Below are 15,524 nucleotides of genomic sequence, written 5' to 3'. Positions count from 1 at the left end.
GGGCCTGGGTAATGGACGATACGGAACAGGATAGGACGGAGCAGCCGACTCCGTTCAAGTTGGATCGCGCGCGGCGCAAGGGAACCGTGGCGCGCGGCGTCGATCTCGGTTTTCTCACCGGTCTTTCGGCTTTTGCCGGCTATGCCTGGATTCTAGGGCCCCATTTTGGGGGAATCATCGCGCAGGCGACACACAATGCGCTGCTCGGCGCCAGTACGGTGCCGGACAGTCGCCATGCCGTGATTGCGGCGGCCTCGTTCCTGTTTAAGCCGATCTTGGCGCCACTCGCGCTGCTGGGGGCATTGATCTTCGCCGTCGTGCTTCTGTTCGAGATGCTGCAGACCGGCGTGGTATTTTCGTCGGAACCGCTCAAGCCGGACTTCACGCGTCTCAACCCTTCGCGGGGCCTGAAACGTCTGTTTACCGTCAGGATGCTGATCGAGACGCTCAAGAACGTTCTGAAGCTCCTGGCCTATGTCACCGTCGGCTATCTCGCAATTCGCACGGTGCTGGACAGCAGCGTCGCCTCTTTGGTGGACGGTCGCAGCCTCGCAGAGCTCATGACCCGCAGCGCCTTCCGCCTGCTGGCGGCCGCGCTGGCGGTGGGATTCCTGTTCACCGTCCTCGATCAGCTCATCGTGCGGCGGGATTATCTGAAGCGGATGCGCATGAGCCGGCGCGAGATGCGCCGCGAGATGCGCGAACGCGAAGGCGAACCGCTTTTGAAGCGCAAGCGCAAGCAAATGCACGCCGAATTCGTGAAAGCCAGCCAGAGCTTGCGCAACATGCGCGGCGCAGATGTCCTGATCGCGAACCCGCTGCATATCGCGTTGGCTCTGCGCTACGATCGCCGCACGATGGCGGCGCCCGTGATCGTGTCGGTCGGGACGAATCGCTTCGCGCTCAGGCTCAAGCGCCTAGCGTTCATTTACGGTGTTCCCGTCATCGAGGACAAGGCGCTTGCCCGCGAACTCTTGCGGCGCGGGGCGCTGAACCGGCCCATCCCCGACCGTTGTTTCCGGCCCGTCGCCAACATCTACAACGCGCTGCGCGCCAAGCGGGCGGCCGGAGGCAGCCATGGTTAGCCTCGCCGGGGCATTCTTCGGCCGCAACCGCGATCTCGTCCTGGTTTTCAGCGTCATCGCGATCCTTCTGGTCCTTTTCGCGCCCATTCCTCCGACCTTGATCGACCTTCTGATCATCCTGAACTTCGCGTTCGGACTGACGATCCTGCTGCTCACCTTCTATGTGGCGCGGCCGGTCGAGTTCTCGACCTTTCCCTCGCTGCTGTTGATCGCGACCTTGTTCCGGCTGTCGCTGAATGTGGCGGCCACCAGGCTGATCCTTACCCATGCCAACGCCGGAGAGGTGATCGGTTCGATCGGCACGTTCGCGGTGCAGGGCAATTTCGTGATCGGCCTGGTCGTCTTTTTCATCCTGGTGGTCGTGCAATACGTCGTGGTGACCTCTGGCGCGCAACGCGTGTCCGAAGTGGCGGCGCGCTTCGTTTTGGATTCGGTCCCCGGCCAGCAGATGAGCATCGACGCCGACCTGAACATGGGCCTGATAGACCAGAACGAGGCCAAGCGGCGGCGGCGCCTTCTCGAGAAGGAGGCGGCCTTCTACGGCGCCATGGACGGCGCCAGCAAGTTCGTGAAAGGCGATGCGGTCGCGGGCATCATCATACTTTTGATCGACATCGTCGCCGGCTGGATCGTCGGCGTGGCCCAGATGGGCATGCCTTGGAATGACGCGCTCGCGACCTTCACGCTGCTCACCATCGGCGATGGAATCGTCACCCAGGTCCCCGCCCTCATCATATCGGTGGCGACCGGCATCATCATCACGCGCTCCTCCGCCGACCGCCAACTCAGCACCGAGGTCTTCAGCCAGCTTTCCTCGGTGCCGAAAATTCCGCTGATCGTCCTCGGAACGCTGCTGCTGCTCCTTCTGCTGCCGGGAATGCCGAAATGGCCGATTGCGTTGCTTGTCATGATCGCCGGAGCTTCCTATTTCGCTTCACGACGCCGCAAGGCGACCGACGAAATCCAGAGCCAGTTCGACCAGCCGGAGGCCGACCGGGCGCAGCAGGCGATTGGCCGCGCGGCGCCTCCCGTCGAGATCCTGCTGGGTGCCGAATTGGGGCGGCAGTGGATGGCGATCAAACCGCTGCTGAGCGAACGCATCGCGGTCCTGCGCGAGGAGCGGGAAAAGACGACCGGCTTCGTGATTCCGCAGATCGTGTTGCTCGACGGCAGCCAGCTTGGCTCCAACGACTACGAAGTGCTGTTTTATGGCGCACGCCACGGGCTTGCGCAGATCTATCCCGAAAAAAACCTTGCCGTGCGCGCGGCGGAAGGCGGCGAAACCCTGCCGGGATTGCAGACCCGCGATCCGGCATTCGGACTACCCGCGATCTGGATCGATGCGGAGACGGCGGACCGCGCGCGGGAAGCCGGTTATACGCTGGTCGATCCCATCACTGTGCTGATGACGCATTTGGGCGAATTGCTGCGTCGCGAAGCCGCATTGCTTCTCTCTCGCGCCGACGTCGTGACCCTGCTGGAGGGCGTCCGCGCGCGCCAGCCGGGCCTGATCGAGGAACTCATTCCCGCGACCATGACGGTGTCGGATATCCAGCGGGTGCTGCAGAACCTGCTTTCGGAAGGCGTATCGATCCGAAACCTAGACCAGATCTGCGAGACGCTCGTCGATCAGGGGCGGTCGATCAAGGACCCAACCGAGCTGACCGAGGCCGTGCGTCAGCGCCTTAGTTACGGAATTTGTCACGCCCTGCGCGGCAGCCATGATCAACTGTCGGTCATGAGCCTGGATCCGAGGCTGGAAGCGCAGATATCCGACAGCATACGGCGCAACGATCCGTCCAAGGGTTTTGTACTGGACCCGCGCCTCGCCGAGAAATTGATCCGTAAACTGATTCCCGCCGTCGAGAATATGATGCGGCAGAGCTTCGCGCCGGTTCTATTGTGCAGTCCGGAGCTTCGCCGTCACTTGAAGACGTTCACGCGCCGCAGTGTTCCGCGCCTCTCGGTTATTTCGATCAATGAAGTGCCGCACACTGTCGACATCAGCTCTTTTTCGGTTATCAAGGTAGACTGAATTTGTGATCGCATTGATGAAGCACCGAGCGATATCGCCATTGCCAATCTTTCACGATGACAGTAATGTGTTCGACATGGGCGGGATTGATGGTGCGGGCTTAATAATTTCTACTGCAATGCAGCGGCTTGACGTTGCTTCCCAGAATTTAGCCAACCTGACCACGCCCGGATACAAGACAAGGCGAGCCTTCTGCGAATTATTGGCGGGCGGTCAATTGCGTTCGGACGACGCCGAGCGGCGACCAGCCAATTCGCAATCCATCGATTTCGCGCCCGGCAAACTGCGCAACACGGGCAATCCGCTCGATCTGGCGATCGGAGGGCGGGGCTTCTTCGTCGTGAAATCAGCCTCCGGGACATTTTATACGCGTGATGGTCAGTTCGATCGCGATTCGGAAGGCCGCTTGGTCGCAGCCGGCGGACTGGCGCTGCAATCCACCGCCGGCGACGTGACCGTCGGTGCGGGTGCGACCGTGCTGCAGGACGGTACGATTCTGGACCGGGGGGAGCCCGTCGCGCGGCTGACCATCGCAAGCTTCGCCGACCCGTCTGTGCTGGAACCGATCGGCGGCGGCTTGTTCGCTGCGACGGCCGCTCCGGAGGAGGTCGCAAGTCCCGTGATCCGTCAAGGGATGCTGGAGGCGTCGAACGTCTCGGCCGCCGACGAGATGATTTCGATCATGGGCGCGTTGCGCGGCGCGCAATCGGGACAACAGATGGTGCAGGTCTATGACGAGTTGATAGACCGTGCCGCGTCGGCGTTCGGGCAGGCGTCATGACGCGGAAACAGGGTTTGGTGCTGGAGACTGGGGATGAATGGGGCATTCTACATCGGCGCGGTGGGTCTTGATGCACAGCAGCGCGCGCTAGACGTCGTAGCCAACAATATCGCCAACATGAACACGACGGCTTTTAAGCGTTCGGCCGTGCAGTTCTCCGAGTTGGTCGCGCCGATGCGCGACGGTGCCGACATGCCGGTGCTTCCGCGCGATTCGATCGCGGCACTGGGCGGCGCCGTTGCGGATACGACGGGTCACGTCTGGACGATCGGCGCTTTGCGTCAGACCGGCCAATCGCTGGATGTGGCGATCGACGGCGACGGATTCATCGAGGTGCTCGGACCGACCGGGCATTCTTTGTTGTGGCGGGGCGGAACGCTGGCGGTCGGCGCCGACGGCACGCTTACCACCGCCGAGGGCGTGCCATTGCGCGCGATGATCTCGGTGCCGCAAGCCGCGACCGGCCTGACCATCGCGAAGGACGGAACGGTCACGGCCACGGTGGACGGCGCGAGCCAGAAGCTCGGCCAGATCGACTTGGCGATGGCCAAATCGCCGAACGATTTGGTCGATGACGGCAGCGGCTACTACGAAGCGACCGATTCCTCGAACGTGACGTCGGTGCGGCCCGGCGAGGAAGGGAGCGGGATGTTGATCCAGGGCTCCCTCGAGGCCTCCAACGTGCAGTTGTCCGATGAGATGACGTCGCTCCTGCTGGTTCAGCGCGCCTATGCGGCCAATGCGGAAGTCGTGCAGGCCGGCGATCAATTGATGTCTATCGTGAATGGGTTGAGACACTAGTCAGTTTGGGTTTGGGGCATGATTCGGGGCGTGGTCATCGTCAGTGCGCTCTGCACGCTGTGCGGCTTCGTCTGGCCGGCATCCGCGTCCGAGAGGGCGGCGACACATTGCCTGAGGGCGCTCACGCCACAGGCCGCCGGCGGCCTCGCCGATTCGGCGGGCTTCGCTCCCGCGTCATGTCCCCAGACGCCTGTTCCCGTCGTCTTTCGTTACGACCGGCAGCGCAAGGCAACGTTCGTTGCCACCGCGGTCGCACGCGACCAGATCGTAAGATCTTATGTCGATTTCGACGCCGAAATGATCGAACCGGGCCAGACCTTGCGACTGGTGGTGAGCTATGGCGCGGCGCGCATCGAACGCGAGGTTCAGGCGATGCAGGGCGCTCGGCTCGGCCATCGCCTCTTCGTCCGAAGCGCGGACGGCACGATCCTCTCGGTGCGTTATGAAAAGGCCGCGCCATGACACGAACCCACGCCATGTTGGGATTGTCGCTGGTGCTGGTGGTTTCGCCCGGAGCGACCGCCGCCGCAGCGGATCTGTACGATCATGGCGGCTGGCCCGCGCTCGCGACCGACCGTACGGCGCACAAGCCCGGTGACGTGCTTATGGTGCTGGTGTTCGAAAGCTCGGCCGCCACCGACACGGCGAGCAGCGGCTCGAGCCGAGACAGCAGGATCGGCGGCAATCTTTCGGTGGGAACCACCTTCGACAAGTCGGCAAGTCTAAGTCTCGACGGCGGTTCGGGCGATACCGGCACGATAGGTCGAAGCGGCGGCATGGTCGCGCAGATCAGCGCGACGGTGGAAAGCGTTTTTCCAAACGGCGACCTGCTGGTCGAGGGCGCGCAGGTCATGAACATCAATGGGGAAGAGACCAAGATACAGGTCAAGGGACGCGTCCGCCTCGCCGACATCTCGCCGTCCAACACCGTCCTGTCGAGCCGGTTGGCCGATGCCGCCATCGCGTATGATGGCTCCGGCTTCGTGACGCGCAGTTCGCAGGTGGGCCTGGTCACGCGCGTCTTCAATTGGCTGGGCATCCCATGAGGCGCGTCTTCCTTCTTGCCGGAGCGATCACCGCCGCGCTGATCTTCGCCGCGCCCGGGAGCGCAAGCGCGCCGCCGGTCGAGACCGTCCGCCTGAAAGATATCGGGCGGTTTCTCGGCTGGCGGGACAACGCGCTCATCGGCTACGGCATCGTCACCGGCCTCGCGGGTTCGGGCGACTCGCCGCGCAGCGTCGCCACGCGCCAGGCGTTGAGCAACGCCTTGAGCCGGCTCGGCGCCAATGTCGCGCCCGACGACCTGCAGAGCCGCAATGTCGCCGCCGTCGTGGTAACCGCGACGTTGCCGCCGTCCGCCAACGTGGGCGACCGGATCGACGTGACAGTCACCTCGATCGGCGACGCGCGCAGCTTGGCCGGCGGCACGCTGCTGATGACGCCGCTGCTGGGGCCGGACCGCCGCGACTATGCGCTGGCGCAGGGCTCGCTGGTGGCCGGCGGTTACAATTTCCGCGACAACGCAAATCTTCGCCAGAAGAACTATCCCGCCAGCGCCGTGGTAAGCGAAGGCGCCACGGTCGAAACGGCGGTCGACGCGAACCTGCTGAACAAGGACGGCCAGCTGACCTTTGTGCTGCGCGATCCGGATTTCACTACCGCCGCGCGCATCGCCGATGCGGTGAACGCGGCGTTGCCCGGGCATTTCGCACGGGTGAAAAACGCCGAGGCGGTCGTGATCGACGCGGCGGTCGGCGATGTCAACCGTCTCATAGTGGCGATCGAAGAGGTGATGGTCAGTCCCGACCAGATCGCGCGGGTGGTGATCAACGAACGGTCCGGCACCGTGGTTGCCGGCGGCGCCGTCAAGATATCCAGCGTCGTCATCGCGCAGGGCGACATCAAGGTGTCGGTCAGCGTCGATAACCAGGCGGTCCAGCCCTATCTGTACGACGGCTACGCCTCAAGATCCCGCGACCTTGTCGTCACCAATACCAAGCTCGAAGTATCGGACGCGTCCGACGACGTGGTCGCGCGCTTTCCCAACACCACGGTCGCCGATCTCGTCCGCGGCTTGGCTCGGGCACGGGTCGCGACGCGCGACATGATCGCAATTCTGCAGGCCATCAAGGCGGCCGGCGCACTGCACGCCGAAATCGTCGTGCAATAGGAGCGGAGAATGGACGGCAGCACAGCAGTATTGGCGATCAAGGCGCTGGATATGTTGGGCCGGCGCGCCGAAGTCACGGCCGAGAACCTCGCCAACGCGGGAACGCCCGGCTATCGGCCGCTGCATCTCAGCTTCGAGGACGCTCTGAAAGTAGCCGCGACGGAGGGAGATGCCGCGGTGCGGCAGCTTCAGCCGACGGTCGAGCGGAGCGTGACGGGCACGGGCAATGGCGAGATGCGCGCCGATCTCGAAATGGCGACGGCGTCCGCGACGGCGGGTCGCTACGCGGCGCTGGTGGATGTGCTGACCCGCCAGCTGCAAATTGAAGCGCTCGCGATCACGGGGAACGGCTGACATGCGCGCCGCACAAATCAGTCTGACGGGCCTGGATGTCGAATGGCGCCGGCTTGAGATCATCACCGAGAACCTCGCCAACATGAATACGACACGGGCCGGTGCCGGTGGACCCTATCGGGCGCGGCATCTGGTGTCCGGGCCCCGGGTCGGCTTCGACGCCTATCTGCATCGCTCGGGCAATGCGACGGCAGCCCCGGCAGCCGTCGCGGGCGCCATCGAGCCCGACGAGATCGGCGGCGTGATGGTCTACGGCATCGAAGTGGATCGGGCGCCGCCGCGCATGGTGCGCGAGCCGGGCAATCCCGACGCCGACGCGGAAGGCTTGGTCGCCTATCCGAACATCGATCACGCCGAGCAGATGACGCTGATGGTCAAGACCACGCGCGCCTACGAGGCAAATATCGTCGCCATGAACGCCGCGCGGCAGATGTATGCGAAGGCGCTTGAACTCGGGAAACGCTCATGATCGTCAATCCTGCCGCGCCGATCGGACAGGCTGCCGCCCTCGCGCAGCTCGCCGTGCCGCCGCTGCCGCCCCCAACGCCGTCGCAGGCACCGGTGTCCTTCGCGCAGATGCTCGCCGCGGGCGTCGACCGGGTAAATGCCGACACGATGCGCGCCGATCAAATGGTGCGCGCCTTCGTTCTGGACGACTCGGTGCCGGTGCATCAGGTGACGTTTGCACTATCGCAAGCGCAGCTGTCGCTCGATCTGATGCTGCAGATACGCAGCCGCGTGCTCGACGCCTATCAGCAGCTTTCCAACATGCAATTGTAGAGAGCCCTCCGCGTGTTCGATCGATTTCGCGCCGAACCCGTCAACCGCCAGATCCTCCTGATCGCGGCGGGCGTGCTGCTGATCGGCGGCCTTCTCGCCGGGGCCTGGTACGGATTCCTCTATATGCCCTATCAGACGCTGTTCAGCGGCTTGCGCGTGGCCGACGCCGCGACCATCGTCGCCGAACTCGACCGCCGCAAGATCCCCTACCGCCTTGCCGAGGGCAGCACCGCGATCCTGGTTCCGGCCGACGTGGTGGACTCGACCCGGCTCACTGTCATGAGCGAGGATCTGCCGCTCAAGGGCACCGTGGGGCTGGAGTTGTTCGACAAGTCGGATATGGGGCTCACCGATTTCGCGCAGAAGATCAACTACCAGCGCGCGCTTCAGGGCGAACTCGAGCGTACCATCATGACGCTCGACGGCGTTGATGCCACGCGGGTGCATCTGTCGATGGGCGAGGATCGCATCTTCCGCGACGATCAGGTACCGCCCAAAGCGTCAGTGACGGTGCGCATGCGAAAGGGCGCTGTCCTGTCGCCCAACGCGGCGCAGGGCGTGCGGCGCCTCGTGGCGGCCGCCGTGCCGAAACTCGATATTGCGAATGTCGTGATCCTGGACGAAAGGGGCGATGTCGTCGGTTCACCGCCGCCGCCCGCCGCATCGGCCGTGGAAGCGCCCGCCCCTGCCGTGCAAGAAGAGAACGCCATCGCGCAATACTACGAGGCCCGCATTCGCGCGGCGCTCGTGGAGGCTCGCCTTCCGACGTCCGTCGGCGTGGACGTCGAAACTTTGATCCCGATGACCGCCGGTGGCGACGCGCCGGCGGCAGCGCTTGCCGCCTGGTCGCCCGGTGCGCGCCAGTTTCCGCTTCGGGTGACGCTATCGTCGATGCGGCCGCTCGATGCCACCGCGCAGGCGACGGTGCGCGGTCTCGTCGCATCTGTCACGGGTCCGGCAACTCTGACCGAAGACGCAGTCGATTTCGCGATCACGGCGCCGCAGACGCAGATACCGGCCGCGTCTTCGCCGTTGCCGCCGGCCAAACCTGTCGCGGCGCTTGTCGTGCCGCTCGCCGAGGATGGATATGGCTGGCTGGCGGAGTCCGCGGTGACGGTCATTCTGCTTGTGGCCATTCTGGCCGCGGTTTTCATTGTGCTGCGACAGGCGCGCAAGCCACGCCGGCTCAACGCGCAGCAGCGCTCGGCGCTTGTGCTGCGCCTGCGGGCCGCCCTCGATTCGGGAGGCGCGCATGCCGCAACCGGCTCCTGATCGCGGCCTGCGCCGTATCGTCGCCGAGCTCTCCGGGCTGCATGGCGATGACGTGGCGGCCATTCTCGCCGAGCTCGGCGCCGCCGAACGCCAGACCGTCGAGACGCTATTGCGGGATTTCGAGGGGGTGCTCGCCGGCGCTGCCGTACCGGCACCCGAGGCGGAAACGACCTTCGACGCGTCGCGCTTTTCGGCCTGGCTGACCGAGCGCCTGTCGCGTGCCGGCGATATGACGCCACATGCGCGGCGGACGCTCGTCGCGTGCGCCGCGCGAGTCGCGCCTGCATCGTTCGGGCATAAAGCGCCGCGGCGCGCCGGTAGGGGCCGCGCCTCCACGCGGGTGGTGTCATGAGCGGGATCATCAAATCCGGGAGTGCCGACGAAAGCACTTCGGTCCGCGCGATCGTGACGTTTCCGATCGCGCCGCCCGCGGCCGTCGTCGATGTGGAGCGCGAACGCCTGAAGCGCCGGCTGGCGGAGTTGGAAGGCGAGCTGCGGCAGCGGGACGGCGCCATCGCCGAGTTGCGCCGCAACGTCGACGGCGCCGAGCGGCGCGGCAGGATCATAGGCCGCGAAGAAGGCCTCGCCGACGCGCAGGACCGCCAGAACGAGCGGCTGGAGATTCTCGCCGGCGCCGTCAGCGCCGCCCGGAGAGAGTTGTCGGACAGGCTGCAGGCGATCGAGAGCCTGGCGGTATCGCTCGCGCATGACGGTTTGGAGATCGTATTCGCCAATGCCGGCGAACGCGGCGAATTGGTGGCGGACGCGATCCGCGCCCAGGTCGCGAAGCTGGACAAGGATCTAGTGCTTACGATCGAGGTCTCCGCCGAGGATTTTGCCTCCGCGGGTCTCTTGGCCGAACGGCTTGGCGTTCCAGCGGCCATGGTGACGCTCGCGCAGGCGGCCTCGGGCCATTGCCTGATCGGCTTGCGGCTAGGCCGCATGGATGTGGGAATCGACCGGCAATGGGGCAGGCTGCGCGAACTGCTCGTCGACATGACGCAATCGGCGGAGGCGACATGACCTTGCATCCGCTGCGCAGCCGCCTGCGTTCGCTGGATCCGGTGCTCCGGACCGGCCGGGTGCGCAAGATCATGCCCACGCACATCGAGGCTGACGGTCCCAATGTGCCGATCGGCGCGCTCTGCGCAATCGAAGCGCGCTCCGCCGCCGGTCTCGACAGCATACGCGCGGAAGTGATTCAGGTGGACCGCGACAGCATCATTTTGTCGCCGCTGGAGGAGGGTGTTCCTACCTTTGCCGGCGCCCTCGTGACCGCCTGCGCCGATACGAGCGCGGTCCCGGTCGGCGCAGCGCTTCTGGGCCGTGCCGTCGACGCACTGGCGCGGCCGGTCGACGGTCTGGGTCCGTTGCACGATGCCGCATATCATCCGCTGCGGGGCGAGACCGTCTCGCCGCTTGAGCGCGCTTCCCCTGCCATGACGCTGGAAACCGGCCTGCGCGCGATCGATGGATTGCTGACGGTCGGGCGGGGCCAGCGCATCGGGATCTTCGCCGCCAGCGGCGTTGGCAAGACATCTCTCATGACTCAAATCGCGCGTCAGGCGAAGGCAGATGCGACCGTCCTCTGTCTCGTCGGCGAGCGCGGCCGCGAGGTTGAGGCGATCTGGAGCCATAGCCTGAGCGCGTCGGTGCGCGCCCGGTCCGTGCTGGTGGCCGCGACATCCGACCAGTCGGCCGCGATGCGCGTACGCGCCGCCCACTACGCGCTGGCACTCGCCGAACATTGGCGCGGCGAGGGAAAGCACGTTCTGTTCGTGCTCGATTCCGTAACGAGGCTTGCCATGGCAATGCGCGAGATCGGCCTGGCTGCCGGCGAGCCACCGACCGTGCGCGCTTACACGCCCAACGTCTTCGCCGCGATCCCCAAATTGGTCGAGCGCTGCGGCGCGGTGCGCGCGGGCGGCGCTATCACCGCGGTGATGACGGTCTTAAGCGAAAATGACGAAGTGGACGACCCCATTTGCGAATTGATGAAGTCGCTGCTCGACGGCCATATCATCCTGTCACGGTCGTTGGCGGAGCGCGGCCACTATCCAGCGATCGATTGCGCGCGCAGCATCAGCCGACAGGCGGGCGGCTTGGTGCCGGACGCGCAGCGTCGACAGGCCGCGCAAGTGCTCGAATGGCTCAGCGTCCACGAAGCGGCGCGCACGCTGATCGAGACGGGTTTGTACGCCAAGGGCAGCAATGCCGGAATCGACCGCGCCGTCGAACGACAGCCCGAGATCCTGCGATTCCTGCGCCAGGATGGCGGCGAGCGCATCGATCTGGCGACCACCGCCGCCGGCCTCTCGCTCCTTACCGGCGGAGCTGCGTAGGCATGGGACGCAAGCACGACATGGAACGCTTGCGGGAGGCCGCGCGCATTCGCGATCTGCAGCGCACGGCCGCCGAAGCTGCTGCCGCACATGCGGGCCAGGTCCTTCGCGAGAAGCAGGCGGCGAAGATCGAACAGGAGCGGGCCTGCCGGGCTGCCGAGGCGGATTGGCACGCCTTCCTTGCCGCGCCGCGCCTGCGCTTCGAGACGATGGCGATGTTTCGCGGCGCGTTGATTCGCGGCGACGATCAGGTCCGTCGCGCGGCCGCCGATGTCGACAACGCGTCGTCGATTCTAATGCACCGCGCGGAATTGTGGCGGACGGCGATTCATCGTCACGACGCTGCTCAAGATTTGGTTCGGAAGATGGAGCGGCGGCGGGCGCGTCGCGGCGAGGAAGAGGCGCTGCAGGACGGTTCGGATCTGATCCTGCAACGGTGGATGCGGCGATGACGGCGATCGGAAATCTCGGACTCGCGAGGGACTCCGCTCAAGTGATGGGCATGTCGGTGGCGCTTCGAGGTGCCGCATCGGCCACGAGATTCGCCGACATGTTGACCGATCAGACCGCTGCGCCTGCGCCATACCAGCCTACGAAGAGCCTGGCGCCGTCCCGGGCCGGTGGGGCGATGCCGGCGTCCGATCTCGGCAGTCCCATTTCTCCGCCCGTGACGACCGCGTCGGCTGCCGAGCAGAACCCGGCGGCCTTACCCGATGGACGCGGCGCGTCCGCGGCATCCGGTGGTTCGGAAGCAAGCGGGAAAATCCATTTGGGCGTCCCTGCTTCGGGCGTGATCGCTTCGCCGCAACCGCCTGGCGTCGCGCTGGACACAATGCCGATGGGCGGCGCTACGAGGGTAGATTGTTATCGCGTGGAATCGCCGCGGACGTTTGGATTCGCCGAGCTTGGCGTGTTCGGTCGTTATGGGGCATCGAATTGGCGGGTCGCGCTCCCAGACCCTGGGCCGCGGGATCTACCGGTGCCCGGCAGATCCTGGCTCATGTCTTCGGTGCCCTGCGATTCGCTGAGCCAAGCGAAGCAGGCCGGCGGCTCGACGGGCTCCATGGAATTGGAATTCGGGGTTCCGCCGGCGGCTGGCGGAGCGGTGTCGGCGAATCCTCTTGGGCATCTCGCGGCAATCGCGAACGAACCGATTTCGGCGCAGATCTCGATCCGAACCCCTGTCGCGCCGGGAATTTCCGATCCCCTTGAAGCGGTCGGTTCGGCGGGTCCGGCCGCGCGCGAGCGCCTCGCTGCGTCGTCCGCGGCGCCGCCTTCGCCGTCGGAACTCGCGGTGGCCACGACCGGCACCGCGCTCACTATCGTGGCGCGCAGCACGTTCGCTTCCGAAGCCGAAACCGCGGATCTTCGCCGGATGCTGGAGCGCACGGCCGCGGAGTTCGGCATGAGCGTCTCGGAATTCCAACTCAACGGCGCCGCCGTGGCGCCGTCCGTCGCCAACCTGGGAGGCACCCATGGCCACCGCACCCGTTAGCCCTGTCGCACCGGGTTCGGCGCAAGCCGCCTTCGGACTCGATTTCCAGTCCCTGCTCAGCATCATCCTGACGCAGTTGACCTATCAGGACCCGCTGAAGCCGGTCGACAATTTCGAGTTCGTATCGCAGCTCGGCCAGTTCGCGCAGCTGCAGCAGACGCAGTCGCTTAACGATCTCATGACCAACATGCTTTCCTCCCAGGCGGCCACACAGGCGACCGGTCTTCTGGGAAGAACCGTCGACATCAATTCCGCGACCGACGGCACGACGTCGTCGGGAGAGGTCACGGCGGTCGCATTCTCGTCTGGCACGCCGGTGCTCACGATCAAGACCGCGGACGGCCAGACCATCGGAGGAATTTCCATCGCAGACGTTTCGCAAGTTCGCTAACCGCCCGGAGAAACACGATGCTTAATGCAATATATATTGGACTGAGTGGAATGGACGCCTATTCGACCGGCCTCCAAGTGATCAGCAACAACGTGGCCAATCTGAACACGCCGGGCTTCAAAGCGAAGACCGTGCAGTTCAGCGATCTATTCGACAACGCCGGCAGCGGTGGGTTGACCTTCCTCGGTAGCAGTTTCCTCGGCACCACCGGGAACGGCGTGCAGGTCGACGGCTCCCGAACCGACTTCAAAGAAGGCACGCTCCAGCAGACCGGCAACCCCCTCGATCTCGCGATCCAAGGAACCGGCTTCCTGGTACTGCTGAACAATGGTCAGACCTACTATGCGCGGACCGGCAGCTTCGCCGTCGACAATGACGGCTACATTTCACAGCAGGGCAGCGGCTACCATCTAGGCGTGCTGGACTCCACCGGAAAGGCTGTGCCGCTGAATGTCGACGACAAGCGCACCAGTGCGCCGGCGGCGACGACAAGGATCGCTTTTTCGCAAAATCTGTCTTCGAGCGGGACCGAGGCCACGGTATCCAGCATCGACGTGTATGACGATCGCGGCGGCAAGCAGGTCTGGACCGTCAAGTTCGAGAAATCGACCGCCGCCGGTGCCGGCCTCGATCAATGGGATGCAAGCATCACCGACGCCAACGGCAACGCTATCGGGTCCGGAACCTTGAAGTTCAACGGCAGCGTTCCCGATCCGACCGCTGACACCATGACGGTCACGAACTCGCCGGCGGGCGCGGGCGCGCTTTCGGTCGTTCTCGATTTTTCGGGTGTGACCTCGTTTTCGTCCGGAACGACCTCGACGATTCAGACGTCCGCCGCGGACGGCAACGCGGAAGGCGATCTTAGTACGGTCACGATCGACGATACCGGCCAAGTCCTGCTCACCTACTCGAATAAGAAGACGGTGCAGGAAGGCGCCGTCGCGATCGCCGATTTCCGCAACCCCCAGGGCCTGACGCAATTGAGCAACGGCTTGTTCCAGCCGACCGGTGCCGGAGAGTTTCGCGTGTTGCCGAGCGGCGCCAACGGTGTCGGCACGCTGGTCTCGCAACAGATCGAGGCCTCGAACGTCGATCTTTCGAAGGAATTCGGCGATCTTATTCTCGTGCAGCGCGGGTTCCAGGCCTGTTCGCAGGTGCTCAGCATTTCCAATGACATGATCCAGCAGTTGTTCGGTATCCGAGGACAAGGGTGACGCAAGGCGTTGAAGAGTGGTTGCCGCGGGATGCCTTCACCGACGAGCGGTTGAGGGCAATCCTGTCCGAGCCGCTGGCGCGCTGGCGGGAGCGCTGGTTCGTGCGCGGGACGGTCGCGTCGCTGGCCTCTCTCGAATCGGATGCGGGCGCCGCGCCGGCGATGATATCGCTTGCGGGTTCGTTCGCCGGCGCAGAGCTTCGGGAGGACGGCGTCCGCCACCTGTTGCGTGCCGCGCTGGCGATCGATCCGTCGCAACGCGAAGCGAATGCGGATGACCGCGCGGTCTTGGACGGTTTTGTCCGGGAGATCGTCAACGATCTGATCGCGGCGCTCGACACGGCGCTGTCGGACGGCGGCGATGATGTGGGGGCAAGGCGCGTGCCCCTCGCCATCGAACTCGACGATCGCCAGACGATGACATTGTCGCTTGCGGCGGCGCCAATGGCCGCGTTGATCAAGCGGACGGTTCCGAGCGCGCGCTTCGCGCTCCCCGGCGTCGGTGCCCGCTCGGAGGCGGTGAAGGCCACGCCGGTGGTTCTGGTGGGCGTGTTGGGAAGCGCCGATCTGGCGGTGAGCGACCTCGACGGCATCGGGGTTGGAGATGTGCTGGTCCTCGATCGCTCCGTGCGCGAGCCGGTCGAGCTTCGGCTGATGGATGGCGACCGGGCGCTGGTGCGCGGGCGGCTGTCGCAAAAGGATGGATGCGCCGCGATCCAACTCTAGCCGCGGCATGTATAACAACAGAGTAATCCAGTGGATTCTACAAAGAAGAACGACGAGCCTGTTTCTCTCGCGCCAC

The 15,524-nt window shown here is 65.0% G+C and carries 19 protein-coding genes; all 19 read left to right on the top strand.

Going from position 1 to position 15,524, the window contains the following annotated elements; genetic code table 11:
- The first annotated feature begins 11 nt into the window (after window positions 1-11).
- Window positions 12-1,085: an EscU/YscU/HrcU family type III secretion system export apparatus switch protein gene (locus WDN01_14320; protein MEJ0027200.1), complete on the top strand. Its 1,074-nt coding sequence runs from the start codon at window positions 12-14 to the stop codon at window positions 1,083-1,085.
- The gene (locus WDN01_14315) at window positions 1,078-3,120 is read left to right on the top strand and encodes a flagellar biosynthesis protein FlhA (protein ID MEJ0027199.1); all 2,043 of its coding nucleotides are present in this window, start codon (window positions 1,078-1,080) and stop codon (window positions 3,118-3,120) included. The genes WDN01_14320 and WDN01_14315 overlap by 8 nt, the downstream gene beginning before the upstream one ends.
- A gap of 76 nt (window positions 3,121-3,196) precedes the next feature.
- Complete coding sequence (locus tag WDN01_14310; GenBank protein ID MEJ0027198.1) at window positions 3,197-3,901, top strand: flagellar hook basal-body protein; 705 nt, start codon at window positions 3,197-3,199, stop codon at window positions 3,899-3,901.
- A gap of 33 nt (window positions 3,902-3,934) precedes the next feature.
- Window positions 3,935-4,702, top strand: coding sequence for a flagellar hook-basal body protein (locus WDN01_14305; GenBank protein MEJ0027197.1), 768 nt, complete (start codon window positions 3,935-3,937; stop codon window positions 4,700-4,702).
- An 18-nt stretch (window positions 4,703-4,720) separates the two neighbouring features.
- A complete protein-coding gene (locus WDN01_14300) occupies window positions 4,721-5,164 on the top strand; it encodes a hypothetical protein (GenBank protein MEJ0027196.1) in 444 nt (147 codons plus the stop codon).
- Window positions 5,161-5,748, top strand: a complete 588-nt coding sequence (locus WDN01_14295) for a flagellar basal body L-ring protein FlgH (GenBank protein MEJ0027195.1) — start codon at window positions 5,161-5,163, stop codon at window positions 5,746-5,748. Before WDN01_14300 ends, WDN01_14295 begins: the two co-directional genes overlap by 4 nt.
- On the top strand, window positions 5,745-6,872 hold the full coding sequence (locus tag WDN01_14290; protein ID MEJ0027194.1) for a flagellar basal body P-ring protein FlgI: 1,128 nt from the start codon (window positions 5,745-5,747) through the stop codon (window positions 6,870-6,872). The genes WDN01_14295 and WDN01_14290 overlap by 4 nt, the downstream gene beginning before the upstream one ends.
- A gap of 9 nt (window positions 6,873-6,881) precedes the next feature.
- On the top strand, window positions 6,882-7,226 hold the full coding sequence (locus tag WDN01_14285) for a hypothetical protein (protein MEJ0027193.1): 345 nt from the start codon (window positions 6,882-6,884) through the stop codon (window positions 7,224-7,226).
- 1 nt (window position 7,227) lies between these two features.
- The gene (gene flgC, locus WDN01_14280; GenBank protein ID MEJ0027192.1) at window positions 7,228-7,695 is read left to right on the top strand and encodes a flagellar basal body rod protein FlgC; all 468 of its coding nucleotides are present in this window, start codon (window positions 7,228-7,230) and stop codon (window positions 7,693-7,695) included.
- The gene (gene fliE, locus WDN01_14275) at window positions 7,692-8,006 is read left to right on the top strand and encodes a flagellar hook-basal body complex protein FliE (GenBank protein ID MEJ0027191.1); all 315 of its coding nucleotides are present in this window, start codon (window positions 7,692-7,694) and stop codon (window positions 8,004-8,006) included. The genes flgC and fliE overlap by 4 nt, the downstream gene beginning before the upstream one ends.
- A 12-nt stretch (window positions 8,007-8,018) precedes the next feature.
- A complete protein-coding gene (fliF, locus tag WDN01_14270; protein MEJ0027190.1) occupies window positions 8,019-9,278 on the top strand; it encodes a flagellar basal-body MS-ring/collar protein FliF in 1,260 nt (419 codons plus the stop codon).
- Complete coding sequence (locus WDN01_14265) at window positions 9,259-9,630, top strand: hypothetical protein (GenBank protein ID MEJ0027189.1); 372 nt, start codon at window positions 9,259-9,261, stop codon at window positions 9,628-9,630. Before fliF ends, WDN01_14265 begins: the two co-directional genes overlap by 20 nt.
- On the top strand, window positions 9,627-10,301 hold the full coding sequence (locus tag WDN01_14260; protein ID MEJ0027188.1) for a hypothetical protein: 675 nt from the start codon (window positions 9,627-9,629) through the stop codon (window positions 10,299-10,301). The genes WDN01_14265 and WDN01_14260 overlap by 4 nt, the downstream gene beginning before the upstream one ends.
- Entirely contained in the window at window positions 10,298-11,620 is a 1,323-nt protein-coding gene (locus tag WDN01_14255; GenBank protein MEJ0027187.1) for a FliI/YscN family ATPase, read from the top strand. The genes WDN01_14260 and WDN01_14255 overlap by 4 nt, the downstream gene beginning before the upstream one ends.
- A 2-nt stretch (window positions 11,621-11,622) precedes the next feature.
- Complete coding sequence (locus tag WDN01_14250; protein ID MEJ0027186.1) at window positions 11,623-12,072, top strand: hypothetical protein; 450 nt, start codon at window positions 11,623-11,625, stop codon at window positions 12,070-12,072.
- Window positions 12,073-12,683: 611 nt separating this feature from the next.
- Window positions 12,684-13,115: a hypothetical protein gene (locus tag WDN01_14245; GenBank protein MEJ0027185.1), complete on the top strand. Its 432-nt coding sequence runs from the start codon at window positions 12,684-12,686 to the stop codon at window positions 13,113-13,115.
- Window positions 13,096-13,506, top strand: a complete 411-nt coding sequence (locus WDN01_14240) for a flagellar hook capping FlgD N-terminal domain-containing protein (protein ID MEJ0027184.1) — start codon at window positions 13,096-13,098, stop codon at window positions 13,504-13,506. Before WDN01_14245 ends, WDN01_14240 begins: the two co-directional genes overlap by 20 nt.
- Window positions 13,507-13,523: 17 nt before the next feature.
- Window positions 13,524-14,723 carry a flagellar basal-body rod protein FlgF gene (gene flgF, locus WDN01_14235; GenBank protein ID MEJ0027183.1) on the top strand — a complete coding sequence of 400 codons (1,200 nt, stop codon included), beginning with the start codon at window positions 13,524-13,526 and terminating at the stop codon, window positions 14,721-14,723.
- Window positions 14,720-15,448 carry a FliM/FliN family flagellar motor C-terminal domain-containing protein gene (locus tag WDN01_14230; GenBank protein ID MEJ0027182.1) on the top strand — a complete coding sequence of 243 codons (729 nt, stop codon included), beginning with the start codon at window positions 14,720-14,722 and terminating at the stop codon, window positions 15,446-15,448. The genes flgF and WDN01_14230 overlap by 4 nt, the downstream gene beginning before the upstream one ends.
- Window positions 15,449-15,524 lie beyond the last annotated feature (76 nt).

Source organism: Rhizomicrobium sp. (genome assembly GCA_037200985.1).
Taxonomy (GTDB): domain Bacteria; phylum Pseudomonadota; class Alphaproteobacteria; order Micropepsales; family Micropepsaceae; genus Rhizomicrobium.
The sequence above is the reverse complement of the archived record's forward strand: the minus strand, read 5'-3'. Positions and strand labels throughout refer to the sequence as shown.